Annotated in this window: 11 protein-coding genes and 1 pseudogene; 7 read left to right on the top strand and 5 right to left on the bottom strand. The window is 61.4% G+C overall.

Going from position 1 to position 26,258, the window contains the following annotated elements; genetic code table 11:
- Positions 1–78: 78 nt before the first annotated feature.
- Both ACOY6C_RS10875 and ACOY6C_RS10870 read left to right on the top strand, forming a co-directional pair.
- Positions 79–462 (top strand): annotated as a pseudogene (locus ACOY6C_RS10875) (ATPase); the annotation flags it as partial.
- A gap of 402 nt (positions 463–864) precedes the next feature.
- On the top strand, positions 865–2,958 hold the full coding sequence (locus tag ACOY6C_RS10870; protein ID WP_420905501.1) for a GmrSD restriction endonuclease domain-containing protein: 2,094 nt from the start codon (positions 865–867) through the stop codon (positions 2,956–2,958).
- Positions 2,959–3,069: 111 nt separating this feature from the next.
- Here the strand turns inward: ACOY6C_RS10870 and ACOY6C_RS10865 are convergent, their stop codons facing one another.
- Together ACOY6C_RS10865 and ACOY6C_RS10860 are read right to left on the bottom strand one after the other, a co-directional pair.
- Positions 3,070–3,522 carry a hypothetical protein gene (locus ACOY6C_RS10865; RefSeq protein ID WP_420905500.1) on the bottom strand — a complete coding sequence of 151 codons (453 nt, stop codon included), beginning with the start codon at positions 3,520–3,522 and terminating at the stop codon, positions 3,070–3,072.
- 571 nt (positions 3,523–4,093) lie between these two features.
- On the bottom strand, positions 4,094–4,363 hold the full coding sequence (locus tag ACOY6C_RS10860) for a hypothetical protein (protein WP_420905499.1): 270 nt from the start codon (positions 4,361–4,363) through the stop codon (positions 4,094–4,096).
- Positions 4,364–5,067: 704 nt separating this feature from the next.
- Here ACOY6C_RS10860 and ACOY6C_RS10855 point away from each other — a divergent pair.
- Positions 5,068–15,975 carry a tandem-95 repeat protein gene (locus ACOY6C_RS10855; protein ID WP_420905498.1) on the top strand — a complete coding sequence of 3,636 codons (10,908 nt, stop codon included), beginning with the start codon at positions 5,068–5,070 and terminating at the stop codon, positions 15,973–15,975.
- 69 nt (positions 15,976–16,044) lie between these two features.
- Complete coding sequence (locus ACOY6C_RS10850; RefSeq protein WP_420905497.1) at positions 16,045–17,355, top strand: TolC family outer membrane protein; 1,311 nt, start codon at positions 16,045–16,047, stop codon at positions 17,353–17,355.
- A gap of 17 nt (positions 17,356–17,372) precedes the next feature.
- On the opposite strand, the gene ACOY6C_RS10845 is transcribed toward ACOY6C_RS10850, so the two are convergent.
- A complete protein-coding gene (locus tag ACOY6C_RS10845) occupies positions 17,373–20,465 on the bottom strand; it encodes an HlyD family type I secretion periplasmic adaptor subunit (protein ID WP_420905496.1) in 3,093 nt (1,030 codons plus the stop codon).
- A 515-nt stretch (positions 20,466–20,980) separates the two neighbouring features.
- Between ACOY6C_RS10845 and ACOY6C_RS10840 the strand changes: the two genes are divergently transcribed.
- From ACOY6C_RS10840 to ACOY6C_RS10830, 3 genes are all read left to right on the top strand, one after another.
- Positions 20,981–21,886 (top strand): hypothetical protein, encoded by a 906-nt coding sequence (locus ACOY6C_RS10840; protein ID WP_420905495.1) that lies wholly within the window; start codon positions 20,981–20,983, stop codon positions 21,884–21,886.
- A 77-nt stretch (positions 21,887–21,963) separates the two neighbouring features.
- Positions 21,964–22,392: a cupin domain-containing protein gene (locus tag ACOY6C_RS10835; protein ID WP_420905494.1), complete on the top strand. Its 429-nt coding sequence runs from the start codon at positions 21,964–21,966 to the stop codon at positions 22,390–22,392.
- Entirely contained in the window at positions 22,373–22,897 is a 525-nt protein-coding gene (locus ACOY6C_RS10830) for a DUF423 domain-containing protein (RefSeq protein ID WP_420905493.1), read from the top strand. The genes ACOY6C_RS10835 and ACOY6C_RS10830 overlap by 20 nt, the downstream gene beginning before the upstream one ends.
- Positions 22,898–22,933: 36 nt before the next feature.
- Here ACOY6C_RS10830 and ACOY6C_RS10825 read toward each other — a convergent pair whose 3' ends face one another.
- Both ACOY6C_RS10825 and ACOY6C_RS10820 read right to left on the bottom strand, forming a co-directional pair.
- The gene (locus ACOY6C_RS10825) at positions 22,934–25,045 is read right to left on the bottom strand and encodes a nitric oxide reductase activation protein NorD (RefSeq protein ID WP_420905492.1); all 2,112 of its coding nucleotides are present in this window, start codon (positions 25,043–25,045) and stop codon (positions 22,934–22,936) included.
- 2 nt (positions 25,046–25,047) lie between these two features.
- Positions 25,048–25,860 (bottom strand): CbbQ/NirQ/NorQ/GpvN family protein, encoded by an 813-nt coding sequence (locus tag ACOY6C_RS10820; protein ID WP_420905491.1) that lies wholly within the window; start codon positions 25,858–25,860, stop codon positions 25,048–25,050.
- Positions 25,861–26,258: the final 398 nt, after the last annotated feature.

Here is a 26,258-nt window from a genome sequence, read left to right as displayed (position 1 = left end):
CAGAAGTGCTGGCGCGGAGTCGGGAATTTTTGTCAGGATGGATGCGCCTGGCCCTTGGGGAAACTCCGCTCCGTATCGCTGTGTCAGGCGTCGCCCGCGGGTGACGACAGACAACTCCTGATCAAGGCTGGTGCCACCTTTACAGGCAAGACGACTTTTGCCACCGAGTTCCTGCCCCATGAAGTCCACTGTCTCCGCTTTGTCAACGCCGACCTGATCGCCGCCGGTTTGAGTCCATTTGCCCCGGAACAAGCCGCCGTGCAGGCCGGACGGCTGATGTTGGAGCAAATTCATGGCTATGTTCGCCGGGGAGTGCGTTTCGCTTTTGAGACCACCTTGAGTGGACGTGGTTATGCTGTCCGTATCCCGGAATGACAGGCTCTGGGCTATCGGGTGAACCTCTTTTTTCTCTCTTTGCCCGATGCCGAGTTCGCCATTCAACGGGTGCGATTGCGGGTGCGTCTGTACCCCCGATGCGGACGCGATCTTTGTCCTTCCGGTTTCGGCTTTCTGACTGTATCGCGCCAGATGGTTTTGTAAAAATATCGATCTGAACAACTTTTGAAAAAAATTTATTGTATTAATTTAATAATAAATATTAACATTAATGCAGAGGGTCTTGCGACCCTCATTTGGTAAACATTAGCGGATGTCAACAGTTCCAGATCAGCATCCTCTGTGCCAAGCTACCAACCAAGACAGCAGTCTGGCACCGTATTTAGAGAAGGCCGATTCAGGGCAAAAAGAACCTGACCAGCAGGTTCATCACCAGGAAAATAGCCCGGATCCAGGACGCGGAGGTGTCAGCCAGTTTGGCGCGGATCTCCTCCCTCAATTCCCAACAATCAGAGGGACATCACCTCCATGGACGCGCAAAAGGCCACGCTGTTACAGTTGGTAGACGGCAACAAGCAGTTTCGGATTCCGATTTACCAACGAACCTACTCATGGCGGCAGGAGCAGTGCTCCAGGCTGCTTGATGACGTCCTGGCCATCGCCAAGGCACCACCTGGGCCCTCCCATTTTATTGGGTCTGTTGTCTATGTTGCTGACGGAAATTTTATGGCGGCCAGTGTCAACTCCCTGTTAGTCATCGACGGGCAGCAACGGTTGACCACGCTCAGCCTGATGTTGCTGGCCCTTCGCAAGCGGGCGTCTGATGGGGTGGACGTCGGGGCCAGTCCCAAGAAAATAGGAAACCTCTACCTTTTCAACGGAAACGAGGAGGAGGAGTCGGACGACTACATCAAGCTTCAGCTCACGCGCTCCGACAAGGACACGTACAGGAAATTGTGCCTCGACCATCCCTTGGGCGACGGCGACAACAACCGTGTCCAGAAGAACTACCTCTTCTTCCTTTCAGCGTTCGAGTCGGGACGGGCTGACCCTGCCGAGGCATTCGTTGGAATTCAGAGGCTTCAACTGGTTTACATAGCCCTCGAACTCGGAAAGGACAACCCTCAACTGATCTTCGAGAGCATGAACTCGACGGGCCTTGACCTTGCCCAGGCCGACCTTATCCGGAACTTCGTTCTGATGGGGCTGCCCCACGGCTTGCAAGAGAGGATTTACAACAAGCACTGGTTCCCGATGGAGTCGAGGTTCGGCCAGCAATACAAGGAGCGTTTCGACGGATTCATGCGCACCTATCTGACGGTCCTCACCGGCTCGATTCCCCGCGAGGATGAGGTCTACGCTGCGTTCAAGAAATACGTTAATTCATTGTCGCCGTCTGTAAAAGGCGAGCCCCTTCTCATGGAGAGAGTTGCAGCGGATTTGGACAGGAAGTCGGCTCATTATGCGGCTATTGCGTTCGGAAAGGAGCAAGACGCGGAGCTGCACCAATCCTTCCACGACATCGCCACCCTGCGAGCTGATGTGGCCCACCCTTTCCTTCTGGAGCTTTACGGAGACTGGAAGATTGGCCTGCTTAAGCGCGAAGATTTGCTTTCCCTGACGAAACTGGTGGAGAGCTACGTATTTCGTCGGTTCTTGTGCGGCATGCCGACAAACTCCATGAACAAGACTTTCGCGGGCATCTCGAAGAGGATAGACAAGACCCGTTACTTCAGAAGCGCCCAGGCCGAGTTTCTCAAGCTTGCCACCTACCGGAAATTCCCAAGCGGCGCTGAGACGGCCCAGATGCTGGAGGGCAAAGACGTCTACAACACACCTCGTTGCGCCTATATGCTTGAGAGGCTGGAAAACCATTTTCACCCGAAGGAACCGGTGAAGGCGGCAGGATACACCATTGAGCACGTGATGCCACAGAGGCTCTCAGATGAATGGCGGGCCTGTTTGGGGGAGAACGCCGATGAAGTGCATTCTAGGCTGCTCCACACGCTGGGCAACCTCACCCTGACCGGATACAACAGTGAGTTGAGTTACCGCCCGTTCCAAGAAAAACTTGAAATGCGGGAGGGCGGATTCCTGTCGAGCCCGCTGGCCCTCAACCGCCGGATAAGGGAGCAGAAGGAGTGGGGAAAAGAGCAGATTCAGGCCCGGGGGACCGAATTGGCGGCTGTCGTCCTCAAGGTCTGGCCAGAGCCGGATCCATCGACCCTGGCAGAATTCGCGGAGCCCAAGCAGGCTGAGGCGGAGCTTTACGATCTTGACCACTACCCGCCGTTCGCGGGGGCTATACGGGGGCTCTACCTCAAGCTGGAGGAGCGTCTGTTGGCCCTACATCCGGCGGCAAGGCGCGAGTGCAAAAAGCTTTATGTTGCGTTCAAGTTTGATACGAACTTCGTAGACGTCATCCCCCTGCAGTCGAAACTTGTGCTCGTCTACAACATGGCCTTCGATCAGGCGGATGATCCAAAGGGATGGTGCCGCGACATCACGAATATTAGTTCGTGGGGCAACGGTGACGTGGAGATGTCTCTGTCCGATGAGAGGCAAATCGACTATGCCGTTGGGCTTGCCGAGCAGTCACTCGCCTTGCAGATGCAGGAGTAACTTTGCATGATGGGGGGAGAACCCCTTCACCGCCCGTATCCTGGACTTCCCTTCGGGAATTCCAGGTAAAATACAATGGGTAGGTGATGCCCGTCCCCGACTTTGGCCATTTCATGCCGTGGCGGTCAATTGATACATCAAGGCATCCCATGCCTCGGCAGGCAATTGCACGCAGTCAGCCTGCGGAGCTGAGTTGACGAAATATTGATGAGACCAAATCCCCCTCCGAACACAAGCCAACACGTCGGAAAAGACAGCCTCCTGTTTGACAGGCCAAGCCCTCTGCCTGACCATTGCCAAAGCGGTACCTTTAGAAATCTGGACCGCCCTCAGGCAGACCATGGAGAAGCGTGCCAACAAGGTCGGAGTGGTCCGTTCAATGGCCTTGTCCGACCATTGCCGCGGACTCTTCCCCTCCAGATGTCGCCGACTGTCCCAGAATGTCATCTCAATGCGCCATCGCATGACGCAGCGTTCCACGATGTGCCAAGCGGTCAAATCATGAGCGGTCGAGAAGAGGGGATGAGCCTTGCTGCCTTTGTCCTCCGGATCCCGCACCAGCACCCAGAGGATCGCAAGGGGGGGTGACCAGGGGCATCCAGAACTTCCAAGAGTTTCTGGCGCCCACTGTACCAATTGACCATGATTTCTCGCCATTTGCGGGAAGGATCGATCGCCAACTCCTGCAAACTTGGCAACCGTTCTCCTTTGCTGGGTTTGGTCCCACGTTTTTCATGTGGCACAGGAACCGGGAATTCGTACAATCCAGACCGTTTGGCTCGGCTCAGGACGTGGTGGTACTTTTCGAACCTCTTTTCGTTGGCGTGACCCATGGTCCGCAGGAATCGACGCCACAGTCCGAGGCCTCTGGCACAAAATCGCTCCTGTCGCCATCAAACGCACATGGTGCCAGACTGGAGCAGAAAACAACTTGCAAAACGGCAATAACTAACGAACAAAATATCCACTGGCAAGGATGACATCTGATTTCTCCCGATTTTTCGGTTGGTTCCCGATGATCGGTATATCAGAGTCATCCTTGCCTTTCACCTGCAGAATCCAATGGCCCAAGTCGAGGTTACATGATCTGTTTCAATCGGATGCAGTAAGTGATTGTGGACTTGTGGGTCAAGCGTTATTTCCAACCAGCCTCTTTTTCGCACTCAGCCATCTCGGCGGGGTGGGTCTGCTCCCAGGCGGTGATGGAAAGGGTTTCGTTGTCGGACATTTTGTTGTTCATGCAGGTGCAATAAATGGCCACGGTCGCTGCCGACTGGCCTTCGCGTTTGTTGTCCTTGATGCATTTTTGCACCCAGGCGACATCATCGGCGCCAGCTTGAACCGTGCCAGCCGAGAAAAGCATGCCCAAACCAAGAGCAGCAGCCAACATTACTAAACGTTTCATTTTGGCAAACCTCCAACAAAAAATAGTGTATGTTGCTCGATTTTCTGGTGTTCGGCTTCATTCTTGAATCCAGAATCGATATTCTGTCTATTATTTGATCAGCCTGTACCGAAATGCAATATAAAAAAATGGACTTGAGAATTTCAGAAAATGGAGACTGTAAAAATTAATCCTTGACATGGTGTGTGTCGCCTTCAAACGCCTGATTCAGGCCTTTGAAGGCGGCTCGCTGGAAGGCGGAATCCACCTCTTTTCCCGGAGCGCCGCCATGGAATACCAGGGATACGGTAATGTCCCCAGCATCCTTTTTTATGGGATCTCGTTTCTTGCTCGATCGCCACCTCTTCGATCCGTTCCCACCTTCATCCGCACGGCTGATCGGGGCGATGATCTCTGGTTGCGGAAGGCGCACAAGGAACCATCGCCATCTTCCGCCTCGATCTTTCGTCGTGCGACGATACGCTCCACACCCTGGAACGCTGCCGCAGAATGATTGAAGAAGCATAAATCGTTTGCAAAACAGATTTGATAAAATATACTCTATCACAGCAATGATGGGATGGACATCCATACGATGGGGTTGAACAAATTGATGATTTTACAATATTTGCCAATTTTTCGGAATATTGAATGATTACATGGTATACAAATGATAATTATGATTGCATTGATTTAATGTTATGCATGGATGAGGAGGGTATACCATGAGCAAAAATCAGGCGTTGTTGAATTCACCACCTCCAAAGGTGTTACCGGATGCCGATTTCCTGCTCCACGGGGAGTTCGTGCGTACAGGGGATCATCTGCTCATTCAGAAGGAGACGGGTGAGCGCGTTCTGTTGGAGGATTATTTCACCCAGTCTGCGCGACCGGCGCTTCAGGCTCCCAACGGTGCCCTGTTGCAGGCCGAAACCGTGGAACTCCTGACGCGCCCGGACAAGCCCGCTACCCTGGTCGCCGGACCGAGTATGTATGCCGAACCCGCGCCAACCATCGGCACCAGCACCAAACTGGTGGGCCATGTCACCGCAACCGGACCCGATGGCGTCAGCCGCACCCTTCAAGAAGGGAGCCCGGTTCACCCCAGGGATGTCATCAAGACCGACAAAGGCGCTTCGGTCCTGTTCAGATTCGTGGATGGCACCGAGTTCCAACTGAGCAATCAGGCGCAGGCGGTTCTCGATAAATACCAGTTCGACCCGGCTGAGAAGCAGGGTGCGTTCGAAGCCACCGTCACACGGGGGATTTTTCGCTATCAGAGCGGGGATTTGGCGTTTCAACATCCTGGACAGCACTCCCTGATCAAAACCCCGACCGCCATGATCGGGGTGCGTGGGAGCGAGTTGTCCGGCGAGGTGGCCGAGGATGGTTCCACCACGGTGGTGCATACCTCCGGTATTCTCGACATCTCCGACGCTGCGGGTCGCGAGACGGTCACCCTGTTGGAACCCGGAACCGCCACCTCCGTCACCTTTGGCGCGGCGGCGCCCACCCCGATTTTCCGACCTCCGGCGCCCTTTCTCAACCATCTGAAAAACAATCTCGACTTCGACATGATCCGGGATCATGGCGGGGATGGTCGCAAGGATGACGGCAACAAGTCCCACGATAAGGGGGCGGGCAGCGATGGGGTCAATCCGTCCGACAAGAGTCATGCGGCGGATGGCAAGTCGGAACATGCCGCGGATGGCGCGGGTCTGGATAAAACCGCCTCGGGACAGACTCAGCATGGCGCCACGGGCGAGGGGATCAAGGATCCTCTTTTGGCCAAGGACAAAGAGCTGTCCTCGCTTTCGACCGGAGATCTCTTTCTGACCAGCCAGGGGTGGACCGCCAGTGCCGAAGGCGACTCCCATGGGGACAAAGGGAATGGTTACGCCGGGTGGATGGCCGCGACCGCGCAACAGGATGAGATCTATCGTCCCAGGTTGATCACGCTCGATACGCAAAACAGTTCGGAGACCGTCTTGCCACCGGCGTTGCCCAGCAAGACCGGCGTGTTTCTGGACAGTCCGGTTGGTGGCGTGACGTATACCGCAGGCAATGTGACCGGAATCACCACCAGTTCGGGTGGATACGCCTACAAACCCGGCGATATCGTGGTGTTCCGAATTGGCGATATCGTGCTCGGCAGTTCCCAGGGGCAAAACTATGTGACCCCCGTGGATCTCGCCCCTGCCAAAAGTTCCAATGCCATTGTCAATATCCTCAGACTCTTGCAAACGTTGGACTCGGACGGCAATCCGAACAATGGCATTCAGATCTCCGAACAGGCCCAGGAAGCCGCCAAGGGGGTCACGGTGGATATCAACGCATCCATCGAGGAGTTCGGTTCCAACAACCAATTGATCAGCCTGGTCAGCAATCCCGATCTGTTCGATCCGGGTCTGCCGCCCAAGGAGGGGTTGTTGTCGGCGGTTGAGGCCATGGCCCATTTCAAATCCACTCTCCAGGAACTCGCGGATCTGGAAGAGGGGCAGCTTTCCGGTCTTTTGGAAGTGCTCGACGAAGTGGATGGGGCCCTGGTTGCCTCTGCCTCGGAATTGAAGCACGATGCGTTGCAGGTGGCCGAGGATGCGTCGTTCGCATTCACCATCCAGGATCTGCTCGCCAATGACCGCATTACCGGCACCACCTCCCTGGATCTCGTGCGTATCGTCCAGCCCACCCACGGCAAGATTGAACTTTCCGCGGATGGCGGGATGAGTTATACGGCTCCAGCCGATTTTCATGGTATCGACACCTTCAGCTATACCATGCCCGATGGTATTGGTGGCATGGCTACTGCCACGGTTCAGATCGACGTGACGTCGGTGAACGATGCGCCGACCGCCGCGAACAAGGTTTTGAACCTGGTCGAGGATGGGCGGTTGACCCTTCAGGTCAGTGATTTCGGCTTTGCGGATCTCGATGGGGATGCTTTGGCCGCGGTGACCATCACCAACCTGTCGGGCCATGGGACATTGTGGCTGGATACGGACCAGGATGACAGCCTGGATGCCGGCGAGGCGCTTGTTCAGGGTGGGACGGTCACGGCGGCACAGATCGGGAATGGCCAACTTCACTTCTCCCCGGTGGACAACGGGTCGGGAACGGGTTATGCCGGCATCGGCTTCACGGTGAGCGATGGGGAGCTTTCGAGCACGGCGACCACCTTGAATGTGGACGTGACACCGGTGAACGACGCGCCGGACGCGGTGGATGACACGACGCTGGCCACTCACGAGGATGCCTCCCTGACCTTCGCCGCCTCGGATCTGCTCGGCAACGATACCGACCCGGACACGGACGCGCTCACGATCAGCGCTTACGGCGCGCCCGAGCATGGGGTGCTGGTGGTCAACGAGGACCACACCCTCACCTATACCCCGAACGCCGACTACCACGGTGCGGACGGGTGGAGCTACACCATCCAGGATGGCCACGGCGGGAGCGACACGGCCACGGTTCGGATCACCATCGCGGCGGTGAACGACGCGCCGGACGCGGTGGATGACACGACGCTGGCCACTCACGAGGATGCCTCCCTGACCTTCGCCGCCTCGGATCTGCTCGGCAACGATACCGACCCGGACACGGACGCGCTCACGATCAGCGCTTACGGCGCGCCCGAGCATGGGGTGCTGGTGGTCAACGAGGACCACACCCTGACCTATACCCCGAACGCCGACTACCACGGTGCGGACGGGTGGAGCTACACCATCCAGGATGGCCACGGCGGGAGCGACACGGCCACGGTTCGGATCGCCATCGCGGCGGTGAACGACGCGCCGGACGCGGTGGATGACACGACGCTGGCCACCCACGAGGATGCCTCCCTGACCTTTGCCGCCTCGGACCTGCTCGGCAACGATACCGACCTGGACACGGACGCGCTCACGATCAGCGCTTACGGCGCGCCCGAGCATGGGGTGCTGGTGGTCAACGAGGACCACACCCTCACCTATACCCCGAACGCCGACTACCACGGTGCGGACGGGTGGAGCTACACCATCCAGGATGGCCACGGCGGGAGCGACACGGCCACGGTTCGGATCACCATCGCGGCGGTGAACGACGCGCCGGACGCGGTGGATGACACGACGCTGGCCACCCACGAGGATGCCTCCCTGACCTTCGCCGCCTCGGATCTGCTCGGCAACGATACCGACCTGGACACGGACGCGCTCACGATCAGCGCTTACGGCGCGCCCGAGCATGGGTCGCTGGTGGTCAACGAGGACCACACCCTGACCTATACCCCGAACGCCGACTACCACGGTGCGGACGGGTGGAGCTACACCATCCAGGATGGCCACGGCGGGAGCGACACGGCCACGGTTCGGATCACCATCGCGGCGGTGAACGACGCGCCGGACGCGGTGGATGACACGACGCTGGCCACTCACGAGGATGCCTCCCTGACCTTCGCCGCCTCGGACCTGCTCGGCAACGATACCGACCCGGACACGGACGCGCTTACGATCAGCGCTTACGGCGCGCCCGAGCATGGGGTGCTGGTGGTCAACGAGGACCACACCCTCACCTATACCCCGAACGCCGACTACCATGGCGCGGACGGGTGGAGCTACACCATCCAGGATGGCCACGGCGGGAGCGACACGGCCACGGTTCGGATCACCATCGCGGCGGTGAACGACGCGCCGGACGCGGTGGATGACACGACGCTGGCCACCCACGAGGATGCCTCCCTGACCTTCGCCGCCTCGGATCTGCTCGGCAACGATACCGACCCGGACACGGACGCGCTCACGATCAGCGCTTACGGCGCGCCCGAGCATGGGTCGCTGGTGGTCAACGAGGACCACACCCTCACCTATACCCCGAACGCCGACTACCACGGTGCGGACGGGTGGAGTTACACCATCCAGGATGGCCACGGCGGGAGCGACACGGCCACGGTTCGGATCACCATCGCGGCGGTGAACGACGCGCCGGACGCGGTGGATGACACGACGCTGGCCACCCACGAGGATGCCTCCCTGACCTTCGCCGCCTCGGATCTGCTCGGCAACGATACCGACCTGGACACGGACGCGCTCACGATCAGCGCTTACGGCGCGCCCGAGCATGGGGTGCTGGTGGTCAACGAGGACCACACCCTCACCTATACCCCGAACGCCGACTACCACGGTGCGGACGGGTGGAGCTACACCATCCAGGATGGCCACGGCGGAAGCGACACGGCCACGGTTCGGATCACCATCGCGGCGGTGAACGACGCGCCGGACGCCGCGAACAAGACCCTCTCTCTGGCCGAGGACGGGCGGTTGACCCTCCAGACGAGCGACTTCGGGTTTGCCGACATCGATGGGGATGCCCTGGTCTCGGTGACCCTCACCAGCCTGTCGGGCCATGGGACGTTGTGGCTGGATGGGGACCAGGATGGCAGCCTGGATGCCGGCGAGGCGCTTTCCCAAGGTGCGACGGTGACGGCGGCCCGGATCGCGGGCAATGAATTGATTTTTTCACCGGTTGCCGATGCGATGGGAACGAACTATGCCGCCATCGGTTTTTCGGTGAGCGATGGGGCGCTCTCGAGCGCGGTGCACACCCTGAGCATGGATGTGACGGCGGTGAACGATGCGCCGACCGCCACGAACAAGAGCCTCTCCCTGGTCGAAGATGGCCGCTTGACCTTGCAGGCGAGCGACTTCGGGTTTGCCGACATCGATGGGGATGCCCTGGTCTCGGTGACCCTCACCGCCCTGCCGGGCGCGGGTAGCCTGTGGCTGGATGCGGATCAGGATGGCAGCCTGGATGCCGGCGAGGCGCTATCCGAGGGTGCGACGGTGACGGCGGCCCAAATCACCAGCGGGCAGCTTCTGTTCGCCCCGGTGGCCAACGCTTCGGGGACCGGGTACGCCGGGATCGGCTTCACGGTGAGCGACGGCGGGCTTTCGAGCGTGCCGGCAACCTTGAGCGTGGATGTGACGGCGGTGAACGATGCGCCGACCGCCGCGAACAAGAGTCTCTCCCTGGCCGAGGACGGTCGTTTGACCTTGCAGGCGAGCGACTTCGGGTTTGCCGACATCGATGGGGATGCCCTGGCCTCGGTGACTCTCACCGCCCTGCCGGGCGCGGGTAGCCTGTGGCTGGATGCGGACCAGGATGGCACCCTGGATGCCGGCGAGGCGCTATCCGAGGGTACGGCGGTGACGGCGGCCCAAATCACCAGCGGGCAGCTTCTGTTCGCCCCGGTGGCCAACGCTTCGGGGACCGGGTACGCCGGGATCGGCTTCACGGTGAGCGACGGCGGGCTTTCGAGCGTGCCGGCAACCTTGAGCGTGGATGTGACGGCGGTGAACGATGCGCCGATCGCCACGAACAAGAGCCTCTCCCTGGTCGAAGATGGCCGCTTGACCTTGCAGGCGAGCGACTTCGGGTTTGCCGACATCGATGGGGATGCCCTGGTCTCGGTGACCCTCACCGCCCTGCCGGGCGCGGGTAGCCTGTGGCTGGATGCGGACCAGGATGGCAGCCTGGATGCCGGCGAGGCGCTATCCGAGGGTACGGCGGTGACGGCGGCCCAAATCACCAGCGGGCAGCTTCTGTTCGCCCCGGTGGCCAACGCTTCGGGGACCGGGTACGCCGGGATCGGCTTCACGGTGAGCGACGGCGGGCTTTCGAGCGTGCCGGCAACCTTGAGCGTGGATGTGACGGCGGTGAACGATGCGCCGACCGCCGCGAACAAGAGCCTCTCCCTGGCCGAGGACGGGCGTTTGACCTTGCAGGCGAGCGACTTCGGGTTTGCCGACATCGATGGGGATGCCCTGGCCTCGGTGACCCTCACCGCCCTGCCGGGCGCGGGTAGCCTGTGGCTGGATGCGGACCAGGATGGCAGCCTGGATGCCGGCGAGGCGCTTTCCCAAGGTGCGACGGTGACGGCGGCCCAAATCACCAGCGGGCAGCTTCTGTTCGCCCCGGTGGCCAACGCTTCGGGGACCGGGTATGCCGGGATCGGCTTCACGGTGAGCGACGGCGGGCTTTCGAGCGTTCCGGCAACCTTGAGCGTGGATGTGACGGCGGTGAACGATGCGCCGACCGCCGCGAACAAGAGCCTCTCCCTGGTCGAGGACGGGCGGTTGACCTTGCAAGCGAGCGACTTTGGGTTTGCCGACATCGATGGGGATGCCCTGGTCTCGGTGACCCTCACCGCCCTGCCGGGCGCGGGTAGCCTGTGGCTGGATGCGGACCAGGATGGCACCCTGGATGCCGGCGAGGCGCTTTCCCAAGGCGCGGTCGTCACGGCGGTCCAGATTGCGGGTGGCCAGATGTTCTATTCGCCGGTCGCCAATGCCTCGGGGAGCGGATATGCCAGCATCGGTTTTTCGGTGAGCGACGGCGGGCTTTCGAGCGTGTCGGCAACCCTTGCCGTGAACGTGACCGCGGTGAACGACGCGCCGACCGCAGAGAACAAGAGCCTCACCATGGACGAGGATGCCCTGTTGACGCTGAAGATCATGGATTTCGGCTTCGGGGACGTGGATGGCGATGCCATGGCTTCGGTGACGGTTACCACGCTGACCGGAGCGGGCACTCTGTGGTTGGACGCGGACGGTGATGGCGTCCTCGATGCCGGGGAGGGGCTTTCACAGGGTGCCACGGTCACTGTGGAGCAGATCAAGAGCAACCATCTGATTTTTTCGCCCGTTGACAACGAGTCGGGAACGAACTACGCCACCATCGGTTTTTCGGTGAGCGATGGGGCGAGATCCAGCGACTCCCGGACGCTGACCGTGGATGTGACCCCGGTGAACGACGCGCCCACTGCGGCCAACACGACCCTGACCACGCTGGAGGATCTTCCGTTGATCCTCCAGACTTCGGACTTCAGTTTCAGCGGCGTGGATGGCAACAGCCTCTCCTCGGTGACGATTGGCAACCTGTCGGGAAAGGGCACCCTGTGGCGGGATGCGGATGGGGACAAGATCCTGGATTCCGGCGAAGCGCTCACCCAAGGCTCGATCGTCACGGCGGCCCAGATCACGGCTGGCCAATTGATCTTCTCGCCGGAAGCCAACGGGTCTGGCCGTGGTTACGCCGGTATCGTTTTCACGGTGAGCGATGGCGAACTGTCGAGCGATCCAAGCACCTTGACCGTGAACGTGACTGCGGTGAACGACGCGCCGACCGCCGCGAACAAAACCCTCTCCCTGGCCGAGGACGGGCGGTTGACCTTGCAAGCGAGTGATTTCGGGTTTGCCGACATCGATGGGGATGCCCTGGCCTCGGTGACCCTCACCACCCTGCCGGGCGCGGGTAGCCTGTGGCTGGATGCGGACCAGGATGGCAGCCTGGATGCCGGCGAGGCGCTCTCCCAAGGTGCGACGGTGACGGCGGCCCAAATCACCAGCGGGCAGCTTCTGTTCGCCCCGGTGGCCAACGCCTCGGGCGCCAGGTATGCCGCCATCGGTTTTTCGGTGAGCGATGGGGCGCTTTCCAGCGACTCCCGGACCCTGAGCCTGGATGTGACCGCCGTGAACGACACGCCGACCGCGGCCAACAAGAGTCTCACCGTGGCCGAGGACGGTCGTTTGACCTTGCAGGCGAGCGATTTCGGTTTCGCGGATATCGATGGGGATGTCCTGGCCTCGGTGACGATCACCAGTCTGTCGGGGAAGGGGACGCCGTGGCTGGATGCGGATGGGGACGGCAGTCTGGATGCCAACGAGGCGCTTTCGTTGGGTGCGACGGTCACCGCGGCCCAGATCGCCGGCGGTCGGTTCTTTTTCACCCCGGTTGCCAACGAGTCGGGAACGAACTATGCCGCCATCGGTTTCACGGCGAGCGATGGCGCGCTCTCCAGCGCGGCCCGGACCCTGAGCGTGGATGTGACCGCCGTGAACGACGCGCCGACCGCGGCCAACAAAACCCTCACCGTGGCCGAGGATGGTCGTTTGACCGTGCAGAGCGGTGATTTCGGTTTCGCGGACGTGGATGGCGGCGATACCCTGGCTTCGGTGACCCTCACCACTTTGCCGGAGAAGGGCTTCTTGTGGCGGGATGCGGATGGGGATGGCGTTGTGGATGCCGGCGAGAGACTCTCCCAGGGTGCGACCATCACGGTGGCCCAGCTTCGGAGTGGCCAGTTGAATTATGCCCCGGTGGCCAATGCCTCGGGCAGCGGCTATGCGGCCATCGGTTTCACGGTGAGCGATGGCAAGCTCTCCAGCGCGGCTGGCACCTTGACCGTGGATGTGACCGCCGTGAACGATGCCCCGACCGCGGCCAACAAAACCCTCACCATGGACGAGGATGGCCGTTTGACCCTGCAAAGCGGTGATTTCGGTTTTGCCGATATCGACGGCGACCCTTTGGCCTCGGTGACCCTCACCACCCTGCCGGGAAGGGGTACCCTGTGGCGGGATGCGGATGGGGACGGGGTTCTGGATTCCAACGAGAGCCTCTCCCAAGGTGCGACGATCACGGCAGCCCAGATCGCGGGTGGCCAGTTGAATTATGCGCCGGTGGCCAATGCCTCGGGCAGCGGCTATGCGGCCATTGGTTTCACGGTGAGCGATGGCAAGCTCTCCAGCGCGCCCGGCATCTTGACCGTGGATGTGCGGGCGGTGAACGACGCTCCGAACGCCGTGGATGACGGTTCGCTCACCACCCGTGAAGACACGGCTTTCAACTTCGCGACTTCGGTGCTGCTGGGCAACGATACCGACCCGGACAGTGGCGACACCCTTTCGATCACCGGTTACGGCACGCCGGGCCACGGAACCCTGGTGGTCAATGCCAATGGCACCCTGACCTATACGCCGACCGGCAATTTCAACGGTACGGATCAATGGAGCTACACCATCAGCGATGGCCACGGCGGGACCGACACGGCCACGGCGCGCATCGTCGTTACCGCAGTCAATGATGCGGTCGAAGTGCCTGTCAGCGTTCCGGTGAATGGTCTGCTGGCCCATTACGCCTTTGACGGCAACCTGAACGACGGTTCGGGACAGGGATTGAACGCCTCGGCCAAGGGATCCCTGATCTATTCGACCGGCCATGCGGGCCAGTCCCTCTATACCGCTTCCGGCTATGCCCTGACTCCGACCTTGAGCAGCATCACCAACAATACCGGTTTTGCCGGTGTCACCCTGTCTGCCTGGTTCAAGCTCTCCTCGACCGGCACCAACCAGATCCTGGAAGCCCATACCACCAACGATGAACTCTACATCGAGGGCAGTGCCTCCTCCATGACCTTCAAGGTCAACACCATCGCCCTGTCCGCGCCGATTTCATCCGCCAACACCTGGCACCAGATCGTGGGGACATTCGACAACGCCTCGAATCTTCAGGCCCTGTACGTGGATGGCACTCTGGTCACTTCCACCAGCAACACCGTCAATTTCGCGATCACCACCCCTTTTACCATCGGGCGCGACTACGAACAGAACATTCAGAATTTCAACGGCTATCTGGACGATGTGCGCATCTATGGCCGCGCGCTGAACGACACCGAGGTTCGTTCCCTGTACAACGAGCAGTATCAAGAGGTTTCGACCCATAAAAATACCGCCACGACGATCACCCTGGGCAGCGATCCGGACGGGGATGCCCTGACCAGTACCATTCTGACCGCGCCATCCCATGGGACCCTTTCCGGAAGCGGTGCGCAACGGATCTATACCCCGGCGAACAACTGGCTGGGAAGCGACTATTTCGCCTACAGCCTGAGCGACGGCACGACCACCAAGAGCGCCGGGGTGAAGATTGTGGTCGATCCGTTGGTGTTGGATCTCAACGGCGACGGCATTCATCTGACCGTATCCGAGGCGGGTTCTTCGGCGTTTGCCATGTCGCCGGATGGGTCGTTGAGCCGCGCGGGGTGGATTGACGGCGCGGATGGTTTCCTGGTACGGGATCTCAACGGCAATGGACGCATCGACGACATCACCGAGATGTTCTCGGAGTTTTATGCCGGATCCCGGCACGCGAGCGGCATGGATGCGCTGGCTACCCTGGATGGCAACCACGACGGCCAGGTGGACCGGACGGACTCCGGGTTCGAGTCGTTGTCGGTCTGGCGGGACGGCAACGGCGATGGCCAGACCGACGCCGGCGAGTTGACCTCGCTGGACGCCTGGAATCTGACGGCCATCAGCCTGGAGAAGGCGTTGGTGGGGGTGAACGATGCCGGTGGACAGGTGTTGTCCCACGGGCGGGCCGAAACTGCGGAGGGTGGCGGGATGCTCCTGGCAGAGGTGGCCTTGACTGTCGATAACCATTCGTTGGAAAATGGGGCGTTTTCGCCATCCTCCCAGGAGCCGATGGCGCGGGATCCGGCTCATGCCAGCCTGGACCACGCCCGGCCCGATGCCTGGAACCCGGAGTCGTTTTTGGGGAATCTGGTCGCCAGCGACGCGCCCATTGTGCGGCTGCATGCGTTGGATACCCACGAGGCGCTGCCCGACACGCATCCCTGGATGGAGAGTGGGATTTCGCCCTTGTGGACCGGGGGGGGCGCGAACGTTCTGCCCGCGTTGTTTGATCAGGGGGGGGATGCGGGACGGGAGCATGCCTGGATCGTGGCGCACGAAGCGCTTCAGCCGTCTGATCCCTTCATTCATCCTGATCCTGCTGTTCATTTTTCCGCCTTGGGAGGATGACCCCTCCTCGAGGTCTGGCAAGGGAGTCCATGATTCATGCATAAGAGAACAGGCCGGTCCGGAGCGCGCTTGCTGCGTGCCTCCGTTCTGGCGGGCTTGATGTTTCTGCTGCCCGTCCAACCCGCGCGCGGCATCACCCTGTTTGAGTCCGTACACCATGCCCTGGACAACAATCCGGAGGTTCTGGCCGCGCGCGACAATCTTCAGGCGGTGCTCGCCACCCTTCCCAAGGCCAAGGCGGGCTATTATCCGAGCATCGACCTTTCCAGCACGTATGGCCGCGAAACCAGCGACAACCCCACCACGCGTGCGGTCAACAATCCCGGGGATCACAACCTCACCCTGACGCGGGGTGAGACCGGCGTGATCATCACCCAACCGGTTTTCGATGCCCTGCGCACCCGATACAACCTGGGACAGGCAGAGGCCAACGTCGATTCCGCCGGGCAGAATCTGGCCAACGTCGAGGAGACCATCGGCATCACCGTGGTGGAGGCCTACCTGGAGGTGATGCGTCTGCAACAACTGCTGGAGCTGGACAAGGATTATGTGTTGTTGCATCAACGGGTGAAGAAGGTGGTGGAGGAGAAGGCCGAAGCCGGCGGAGGCAGCGTGGCCGACGTGGAACAGACCGAGAGTCGCCTGGCGCTGGCCCTGGCCAATCTGGCGGCCAATCAGGGACAGTACGACAGCGCGGTGGCCCGGTTTCTGCGGGTCGTCAACCGCAAGCCCGACCGCTTGACCATGCCGGCCATGCCCAAGGGGTTGCCGGATACCCTGCAAGCCGCGATCGAGGCGGCTCTGGTCGATCACCCTTCCGTGTTGATGGCCAAGGCGGATGTGGTCAGCGCCGAGGCTTCCAAGGATCTCACCCGGTCCAATTTTCTGCCGGCGGTGGATCTGAAGCTGAATCTGTCGAACAATGCCAACGTCAACGGTGTGGAGGGGCATGACAATTCGGTTTCGGCCCTGGTGACGATGAACTACAACCTCTACCGGGGCGGCAGGGATCGGGCGGAACGGGATGAGATGTCCAAGCGTCTCGGGCAACGGCGCGAGATTCTGGACAACACCCGCCTCATGGCGCGGGAGCGGATCGAGCGGGCCTGGGCGGGTCTGCAATCCTCCGAACCCCGTGTCCGTCACCTGAAAAAACATGTCGAGGTCACGGCCAGCGTCACCCAGGCGTATCACAATCAGTTCCAACTGGGCAAACGCACCTGGCTGGATGTGCTCAATTCGGAAAGTGCCCTCTACGTGGCGCGCAAGGATTGGCAGGCCGAGGAGTTCAAACGGGTGCTTTCGGCCTATCAAATCCTCAGTGGCATGGGACGCCTGCGGGATACGATGGGCGGTGAACCCAAATCAGCGGGCAGGTGATTCGCCCCCGATCCCGCTCACCGTTCCGACAGGGCAAAGGTCATGTTGGCCAGGAAGGGTGAGAGGATCGTCTCCAGAATGGAACGGGTTCCGGTGATGATGCCGGCGCTCACCACCACGCCAGGCACCAGGTCATAGCGGTTGTTGTTGTTTTCGAAGTACTCCCGTTCCACCATGATGCGCACCAGATAATAGGTGAACCCCTCCTGGGTCACCAGGGTATCGGCCCCGATGTGGACCACGGTCCCGTTCAGGCGCCCGAACCGGCTGGCATCGCGGGACGACAGCTGCACATGGGCCGGCTGGCCCAGCCGAACATGCCCCACGTCGGCGGCCAGCAACCGGGCTTCGACCAGCAGTCGCTCATCCCCAGGCACCAGATCCAGCACCGTCTCCCCCGGTCCGACCACGCCGCCGATGGTAACGTGATGGATCGTCTTGATCGTGCCGGCCAGCGGCGCGCGGATCGTGGTCCGTTCCAGGCTGTCGGCCAGCTTTTCGAACTGGAGGACCGCTTCGTTGAGCTTGCGCTGGTTCTCTTCCAACCCGATGCGCACCTCCTCGTGGAAACGTCCCAACATGGTGCGCCGCTCCTCCTGAGCCTTTTTCAGGGCGGCATCGGCCTTTTTGATGGCCGCGCCATCCTCGGAGATGCGACTGGTCAAAGAGGTCTTCTCCTTGAGCAGACCCAGGTGTTCAAAGCGACTCGTGGCCTTGGCCTTGATCATCTGGGCGCTGATGCTCAACTGTTCGTCGATGATGGACACCGACTGTTCCAGACTTTTCAGCCTGGCCTGGATCTGGGCGATATCCTGTTCTTTCTGGCGGATATCCTCGTCCTGGGTGCGCAGTGCGGACTGCACCTTTTCCCGGCGCGCCTGAAACAGCTCTCCGGTCTGACGCAGCAGTTGTTCCTCGTTGACCCGCGCCAGCAATGCGGCGCCCAAGGCTTCGTCGTTTCCATCCAGCCAGGCGCGCACCGAGGGCGGCCAGGCAAAACCGGGCTCCAGGGCGAATCGTTCGGAATCCCCGTCCTCGGCCATGAAACGGTGCATATCGACTTGATGGGTGCGGATTTTTTGCAGCACACCGCCCAGATCCGAAGCGTTGGCCAAGGTATCCAGCACCACCATGGGTTGCCCCGCTTCAACCTTTTGTCCCTCCTGGACCAGGATCTCCCGGATGATCCCTCCTTCGAGATGCTGGATCTGCTGCAACTGACTGGAGGGGACGATCTTGCCTTCCGCGAGACTCATGATGTCGAGCTTGCCGACCTGAGCCCAGGTGATCAGCAGCGCGAAAGCGACGCCAAGCCCGAGGTTGAACAGGGTTTGCAGACGGTTCGAAGCGAGATTCTCCGGGGATGGGCCGGCAAGGGTGGCGAAGGCGACGGGTCTGGCGGATGTTTCGGTCTGGAGGGCGGGAGGCTGTCCCTGGGGGTTGGCGCGCAAAGCCGGAGTCGGCTTGACATCCAGATCGCAGCTCCAGTTGGCATTGGCGAGCAGTTTGTCGTTGCTGGAGAAGAGGAGGATGGTGCATCCGCGGGCGCGGAGATTCTGGATCACCCGCGCCACATGTTGACACCCCTCCGGATCCAACCCCTCGAAGGGTTCATCCAGCAGCGCCAGGCGTCCATCTCCCACCAGCGCCCTGGCCAGGGCGAGACGGCGCCGGATTCCGAACGGGAGGCTGGCGCCGCCTCGGGTCAGGATGCGCCCCAGCCCCTCGGGGCTTTCGGTGAGGAACCGTTCCAGCCCCACCTCCCGCAGGATGGCCAGCAGCCGCGTTTCGCTGACCTCGGGATCGAGGATGGCGAGATTGTCCTTGAGGGAGCCTTCGAAGAACTGGACCTCCTGGGGCAGATAGATCACCTGATGTCGCCACCAGGCGGGTTGGAGTTGGCGCAGATCGATGCCATCGGCCAGGATGGCGCCGCGTGCCGGTTCGATCAACCCCATGATCAGGCGGGCGAGGGTGGTTTTGCCGCTGCCGTTGCCGCCATGCACCAGCAGCAATTCGCCGGGTTGGAGGTTCAGGTTGAGCGACTCGAACAGCACCGTGGCCGATCCGGGGTGGTGAAAGGCCATGTCCGCGAAACCGATGCGTCCGGCGTGGTGGGGCGGTTGGGTTCCCTGTTCGGACTCGAGAGGGGCTTCGAGGAGTCGTTTGAGAAAGGTGAGCGACTGTTTGGCCTGCACCAGGCTGGTATGCAGTTGGGCATGTCTGCCGATCAGGGCCAGGGCGCGGGCGGAGAGCAGATTGATGCCGATCAGGGTGCCGGTATCCAGTTTGCCGGCCACCACCAGTTGGGCGCCGAGAGCGATCACCACCAGGGTGAGGATCCCCTGTCCGGACTGGGCCAGGGATTGCAGCAGGGATTGCAGGGCATGGAGGGTGCGCCGGTGTTGGATGGTTTCGGCGAACCGCTCGCCCAGCAAGCGTTCCAGCCAGGGGGCGGCGTTGGCGCAGCGCACCAGGTCGAGGTGTTGATAGGATGCCTGGATCATGCCGAGGCGCGCCTGGGATTGGGCGAGTTGGCTGGATTGGTCGTTGGCCGAGAGCCCGAAGGCGAAATTGGCCAGGGTCATGGTCACCAGCACCACCAGCACCGCCAGTCCCAGCTCTCCGTTGAGCAGAAAGATCGCCAGACAGAACAGGGCGGAGAAGGGGGCATCGGTCAACCCCAGCAGGTTGACCGGCGACCAGGTGTTTTGCAGTTGGTTCAGGGCGCGCAGGGCCTCTGGATGGGTTTGGGAACCCAGCCGTTCCAGGTGGGGAATCCGGGCGCGGGCCAGCACCGCGAAAAGCCGATCCTGCAACCAGGTTTCCGGCTGGCGCAGAAACCCTTCCGCCATGCGATGCCGGGCCTGACGGAACCCGAACTCCAGAACCACCGCCAACAGCAAACCCGCCGCCAGGGTGATCAGGGTGGAGGCGATGCCATGTCCCAGGTAGCGGTTGAAAACATGGATCACGAACAGCGAGGAGGCCAGTCCGAGCAGATGGATGATCAGGGAGGCGAGCAGGATCTGCGTTCCCAATCCAGGCTGTTGAACCAGTCGATCCCACAGTGAGACAGGATAGGAAAGAGCGTGTTTGGTTGTGTCCATGGCGCCGCGTCAAACCGGATGGATACGTTGGTGGGCATGAAAGGGGCGATGCATGGCGCGTACCTCAGTCCAGGCCTTGCCAGGCTCCGCAAACGGAGATGGGCAGGGGGCATGGCGGAATTTCCCGGAACGGCCTCGCGAAAAAGGCTGACCATGTTCCCTCCCCATGCGGGCAACGCCCTGCAAGGGCGCTCCAGAAAAAGTCTGGCCATGCCCATTCCCTCCCCATGTGGGCAACGCCCTGCAAGGGCGCTCCAGGGATGGCCTCACCCGTCATCGCCAGGGGGCATTGGAACACTTTTTCCGCCAGATCACCACCCCTCGCGATCCGTGGCGTGCCGACCGGGTTTCCCGCAGTGGCAAAAGGGAGGGTGTCGGCTCTTTGTCAACGGGTCTGAACCGTCGTTTTCGTGCATCCTGGCAGCGTTCGATTTACACTTCTCCAAGGGAGTCGGTTGACGTATGATCGCGGTGATATTCCTGCTGCGTAACCATTATCCAACGGAGAGACAGCCATGAAAGACTGGCAAGATTCGATGGTCAAAGTGCTATCGTCCTATCTGAAAAATCGCAACGCCTACGCGGATGCGCTGTTTTATGACGTGGATGCCCTGACCGCCTCGGAACGCTCCCAACTCACGCCTTTGATCGAAGGGGAAGGATCCATCGTCGTGGTCTCCCCGGCGCGGAGCACCCGATGCCCGTCGATCCGCCATTATGCATCGGTGGAGGCATTTTTCGAAAGTCAGGATCACCCGGCCAAGGCCATTGTGCTGGCTGGTGTGGGCAGCTCGGTTCTGGGCGCGGCGGCACTGGCGCGCAACGTCGCCAATGTCTACCAGATGGATGTGGTCGCCGTGGTGACCGGCTATGGCATGCTGGATATCATGGACGAAGCGCTGAACGGGTGGTACTTCTACGGCGCCGTGGACCAGACCCGCATGGAGTTGGAGCATTTTCTCGACCGGCTTCCGCAAATGACCTGGGGGATGAAGGTGGCTCAGGCAGCCACGGCAGGAGAGTGGCACAAACTGCCATTCATCGCCCCGCCTGGCGACCAGGATACCAGAACGTTGATGACGCTCTTGTCCAGACAGACGGGGGATCTGCGCCTGCTGTTGGGACACAGCAAGGGGAGCCTGATGATCAGCTACGTGCTCGAACAGTTCCTCCGCGAACAGGCCGGGCATGTGTGCTTGAACAAACTCCAGGTCGTGACCCTGGGCGCGGTCACGGATCTGCCCAAAAGCTGCCAGAAGAAACACCAGTTCATCGGCACGCTGGACTGGTTTGGCGGCATGAACTCCCGCATTGGGGTTCCGTTCACGCCGGTATTCAATGCCTGGCATCACACGAACACCCAGTTGCCATGCCACCTCGCGGTCGAAAAGGTGCTCAGGGCGGTCCATCTGTTGCCATGAAGCGTGAATCGAGCCTCGCCCCTTTTAAATGTGCAGGATGGGGGGGAGGGTGGCCACCCGCAACGTCCGGATTCAGGATGATCAGACGCGCGCGCATCGCGTTGATGATGGGGTGGATGCTCGTTGCGCCGCTCGGGACGGTTCATGCGGATGGACCCTATCAAAAGGTTCAACCCCTGCTGACCACCCGTCAGACCGTGTTGAACGAGCCGTTGCATCTGCCCGACGGCGCGCCGATGCACATCACCTCGACCATCGTCACCATCGACCCTGGCGAGGAGACCGCCTGGCACAAACACGGCGTCCCGTTGTATGCCTACATCCTCTCCGGCGAGGTCACCATCGACTATGGCGATCAGGGCACGCGCACCTTTCAGCCCGGCAGCGCCTTCATGGAGGCCATGAACCATTGGCACCGGGGCACCAATCGCGGCGCCGTGCCGGTGCGGATCCTGGCGGTTTACATCGGGTCGGATGGTTTGAGCCATGTCATTCCAAAACCATGACCAAAGCCCGCATGTCGCATGCGCGGCGGGTGACGGGGTGAACGCGGCGGGTGACGGAATGGGCGCGGCGGGTGACGGAATGAGCGCGGCGGGTGACGGAATGGGCGCGGCGGGGGATGGAATGAGCGCGGCGGGCCGGTTGATCTTTCTCGGCAGCCTGAACGCTCTGTTGGCCGTGGCCCTGGGGGCGTTCGGGAAGCATGCCCTGATGGCGTCGCTCTCCCAGGCGGCCATGGAGACCTGGCGGACCGGCGCCTATTACCACCTGATTCATGGGGTGGGTCTGGTGCTGGCCGGCGTGGTGGCGGAACGGGCTCCCCAACCGCGCCGGGCCATCCGGGCGGGATGGCTGCTGATGGCGGGGATCGCGATCTTTTCGGGCTCCCTGTATCTGCTCGCGCTCACGCAGATCCGCGTTCTGGGGGCGCTGACCCCTCTGGGCGGTTTCTGCTTCTTGAGCGGCTGGCTGTTTCTGGCCTGGTCGGTCAAACCCCGGCGAGGGTGAGCGGAGCCGGATCCGGCCCGTTTGGAAGGCTTGGGCTCAGCTGGTCAGGCGGCGGTAGATGTCCGTGATCTTCAAGGGGAGCAGGCGCACATCGTCGAGCACCACGTAGCGGGCCGGTCCGTAGAGTTGGGGCAGATACTCCCCCGCCTCCCGGTCGATGGTGATGCAAAACGGATGGATGCCCAGATGTTTGGCCTCGATCAACGCCTGGCGGGTATCCTTGAGCCCGTAACTCCCCCGATACCCATCCTGAAAGCTGTCGTAATCCTCGGGCTTGCCATCTGAAAGGGTGATCAGCAGCCGGATGCGCGCCTGTTGTTCGTTGAGCAGATGGGTGGCGTGCCGCAAGAACACCCCCATGCGGGTATAGTCCTTGGGCGCGATGGCCGCGATGCGACCTTCGACCTGCGAATCCAGGGGCTGATCGAACCGCTTGATGACATACCAGTCGCAATGCTTGCGGGTCATGCTGGAAAAACCGTACACCGCGAACCGGTCCTGCAACATCTCCAGCGCCTTGCACAACAGCACCAGACTTTCGCGAATCGCCTCGTTGACCCACCCTTTGGTGGATCCGCTCATGTCCACCAGGATCAAGGTGGCGATGTTGCGTTCGTCGTGGCGGCGCTGGCGGAACAGCCGGGGATCGGTCTCCCGTCCCATGCGCGCCTCCATCCAGGCGTCCAGCCAGACATCGGTGTCCACCTCGTCGCCCTGTTCCTGGCGTCGCAGCCAGCGGTCCCCCCCGCGCAGCCATTCGAGTTTGCGGCGCAACTGTTGCCACAATCCCTGGTGTTTCTGGAGCGTTCTGGCAAACACCGGATCGTCGGAGCCATCCAGCGTCTTCTCCCGCAACAAACACCAATCCCGCCGGTAGCCCTGACGATGGTGATCCCATTCGGGGTAGAGAAACGCATCCTCGGGCAGATCGCCCGGGGAGATCCGGGCGGAATCCGGATCCGCCTCGTCCTGTCCGCTGGTGTCGGCCCGATAGCCGCCCGGACCGGCGGCTTGCAGGTATTCCGGCGGCAGGTGTCCCAGATCCTGAACGATCGAACGGGCCACGGTCTGCAAGTCGTCCGGAAGGATCAGCGGTTGACCGTCCAGACGGAGTTCGAGGGTCATGCCGTCCTCGAGGGGTATCGCCTCCAGGGTCGATTCCGTCCGATCCGTGGGCATCTGGCGTGGTTTCTGGTTGGCCAGGGTGGTGCCGAGGATCTTTCGGAACAGCCGTTTCTCCCGTTCCAGACGCTGTTGCAGGGTCGAGAGTGCCGGCTTGAAATCGAGCGCGGCATGAAACGGGGGTGGTTCGGGCAAGGGCGAACCATATACCGCATCCAGCCGGTTGAGACTCTCCTGACGGGAGCCGTCCGTGGCCAGCAACGCCGCCAGATGGGTGTTCCAGGGCGGGACGAAGCGGTTGGGGTGGAGCCATGGCGCCATGAACCGTCCCAAACCCGGCAGTCGCCGGGCCAGAATCCCATCCACCCGATAGGCCTCCAGGGTGAGATAGCAGCGGCTGGCCTCCTCGGGATCCGGATGGTGGGACATGTGTTCCGGCAGTTCCAGGAAATAGGTTCCGAATCGTCCCAACGCCCACAGATGGGCGGTCTGGCATTGGTAGAGCTTGAGCGTGTCGTGGGGTTTGCCCGGCAGGGAGAGGGTGGGGGGCAGAATCAGGGTTTCGGTGGTGGTGAGGGGGATGGCCCCTTCCTGAATCGCCAGGCGTCGGCCTCCCAGACCGGTGACGAAGTGATGCAACACCCCCATCACCGCGCTCAACCGCACGCTGGCCGCAGCGTTGCGCACCGAATCGCCACCGCCCCGCAACGCTTCGAGAGCGGCCTGCAATCCGGATTGATCGTACCGGTGCATCACCTCCTGGAGTCGGTGCTTGAGCGTTTCGGGATCCAGATCGTCGAGCCAGGCCGGCACGATGCGGGCGCACTGAAAGCCCAGTTCCGGATTCAGACCCGCCACGATCGGCAGCCAGTGCAGGAGCAGCCGGCGTTGATCGGGGGTGCGTTCGGCCCAGATCCGGGCGATCCCGGTGACGGTGCGCCGGGAGGAGAGCGCGGCTTCGAGAATCGCTTCCAGCCGCGTTTCGATCTCCTCGAGCGTGTCGGTTGGGGGATCGCGTGGACGCATGGTCAGAAGATCGTTTCGCTCAACGCCTGGATGGCGGACAACATCTCGGCATCGTCGGTGAGCACGCGGGTGATGGCCGCCTCGCAGGCCAGGGCGGGCTGGGTGCCGGATTGAATCAATCGGGCGGCATGGACCAGCAGACGGGTGCTGGCCCCCTCTTCGAGGCCGTTGCCTTTCAGGTTGCGGGTGAGTTGTCCGAACCGCACCAGCAGATCGGCCAGGGTTGGATCGATGCCGGTTTCGCTCGCGAGGATGGTCGCTTCCAGATCCGCGGAGGGATAATCGAACTCCATGGCCACGAACCGTTGCCGGGTGCTCTGTTTGAGATCCTTCAAGACGCTTTGATAGCCGGGATTGTACGAGATCACCAGGCAGAATTCGGGCGCGGCCTTCAACAGCATGCCGAGTTTGTCGATGGGCAACACCCGTCGGTCGTCGGCGAGGGGATGGATCACCACGATGGTATCCTTGCGCGCTTCGACGATTTCATCGAGATAACAGATGCAGCCGTGGCGCACCGCGCGGGTCAGGGGACCATCCTGCCAGATCGTCTCACCTCCCACGGCCAGAAAACGCCCCACCAGATCGCCCGTGGTCATGTCCTCGTGGCAGGAGACGGTAATCAGGGGACGCTGGAGCCGCCAGGCCATGTGTTCGACGAACCGGGTCTTGCCGCATCCGGTCGGGCCTTTGAGCAGCACGGGAATGCGATTCCGATACGCGGCGTCGAACAGCTCGATTTCAGACCCCTGGGAGGCGAAATAGGGTTGTTCGCGAATCAGATTGGCTTCCACTTCAATGGCATTGTTGGGCATGACCGGTTGTACTCCCTGGGAGCCTGGCGCCGCGATGGGGCGATGCGAATGGGAGCGCTGATCCTGCGCCACCCGTTGGGGAAGATCAAGCAGGAATGATGGGGAAGGAAAAATTCCCGTCACCGACCGGCGGGTGACGGGAAAGCCGAGGCGATGCGATTCCTGGGGCATCCGAGGTGAGCTGGACAGGGGCCTGTGTCCCACGCCTCCGGATGGTTCCCCCATTGATCTTGCCGCGCCGTTTCCCGCATACTTGAAGCCTGACGCGAAGCCGTGGCAGCCCTGAGCCGGGGGCGTTGAGATGCCAGGGGATCGGGACCGGATTGGGGGGTGTCGGATTCCCTGGAGCGTTGTTGATCATCCTTCAGGTTTTTATCTTGTCTTTTTGATTCGGGAGT

Source organism: Candidatus Magnetaquiglobus chichijimensis, from assembly GCF_045865675.1.
In the GTDB taxonomy this organism is placed as follows: Bacteria; Pseudomonadota; Magnetococcia; order Magnetococcales; family Magnetaquicoccaceae; genus Magnetaquiglobus; species Magnetaquiglobus chichijimensis.
The sequence above is the reverse complement of the archived record's forward strand: the minus strand, read 5'-3'. Positions and strand labels throughout refer to the sequence as shown.

Excerpts from the sequence above, each read along its gene's own strand:
- ACOY6C_RS10870 (WP_420905501.1), top strand. The coding sequence starts at position 865 with ATGGACGCGCAAAAGGCCACGCTGTTACAGTTGGTAGACGGCAACAAG.
- ACOY6C_RS10860 (WP_420905499.1), bottom strand. The coding sequence starts at position 4,363 with ATGAAACGTTTAGTAATGTTGGCTGCTGCTCTTGGTTTGGGCATGCTT.
- ACOY6C_RS10855 (WP_420905498.1), top strand. The coding sequence starts at position 5,068 with ATGAGCAAAAATCAGGCGTTGTTGAATTCACCACCTCCAAAGGTGTTA.
- ACOY6C_RS10845 (WP_420905496.1), bottom strand. The coding sequence starts at position 20,465 with ATGGACACAACCAAACACGCTCTTTCCTATCCTGTCTCACTGTGGGAT.
- ACOY6C_RS10840 (WP_420905495.1), top strand. The coding sequence starts at position 20,981 with ATGAAAGACTGGCAAGATTCGATGGTCAAAGTGCTATCGTCCTATCTG.
- ACOY6C_RS10835 (WP_420905494.1), top strand. The coding sequence starts at position 21,964 with ATGATCAGACGCGCGCGCATCGCGTTGATGATGGGGTGGATGCTCGTT.
- ACOY6C_RS10830 (WP_420905493.1), top strand. The coding sequence starts at position 22,373 with ATGTCATTCCAAAACCATGACCAAAGCCCGCATGTCGCATGCGCGGCG.
- ACOY6C_RS10825 (WP_420905492.1), bottom strand. The coding sequence starts at position 25,045 with ATGCGTCCACGCGATCCCCCAACCGACACGCTCGAGGAGATCGAAACG.
- ACOY6C_RS10820 (WP_420905491.1), bottom strand. The coding sequence starts at position 25,860 with ATGCCCAACAATGCCATTGAAGTGGAAGCCAATCTGATTCGCGAACAA.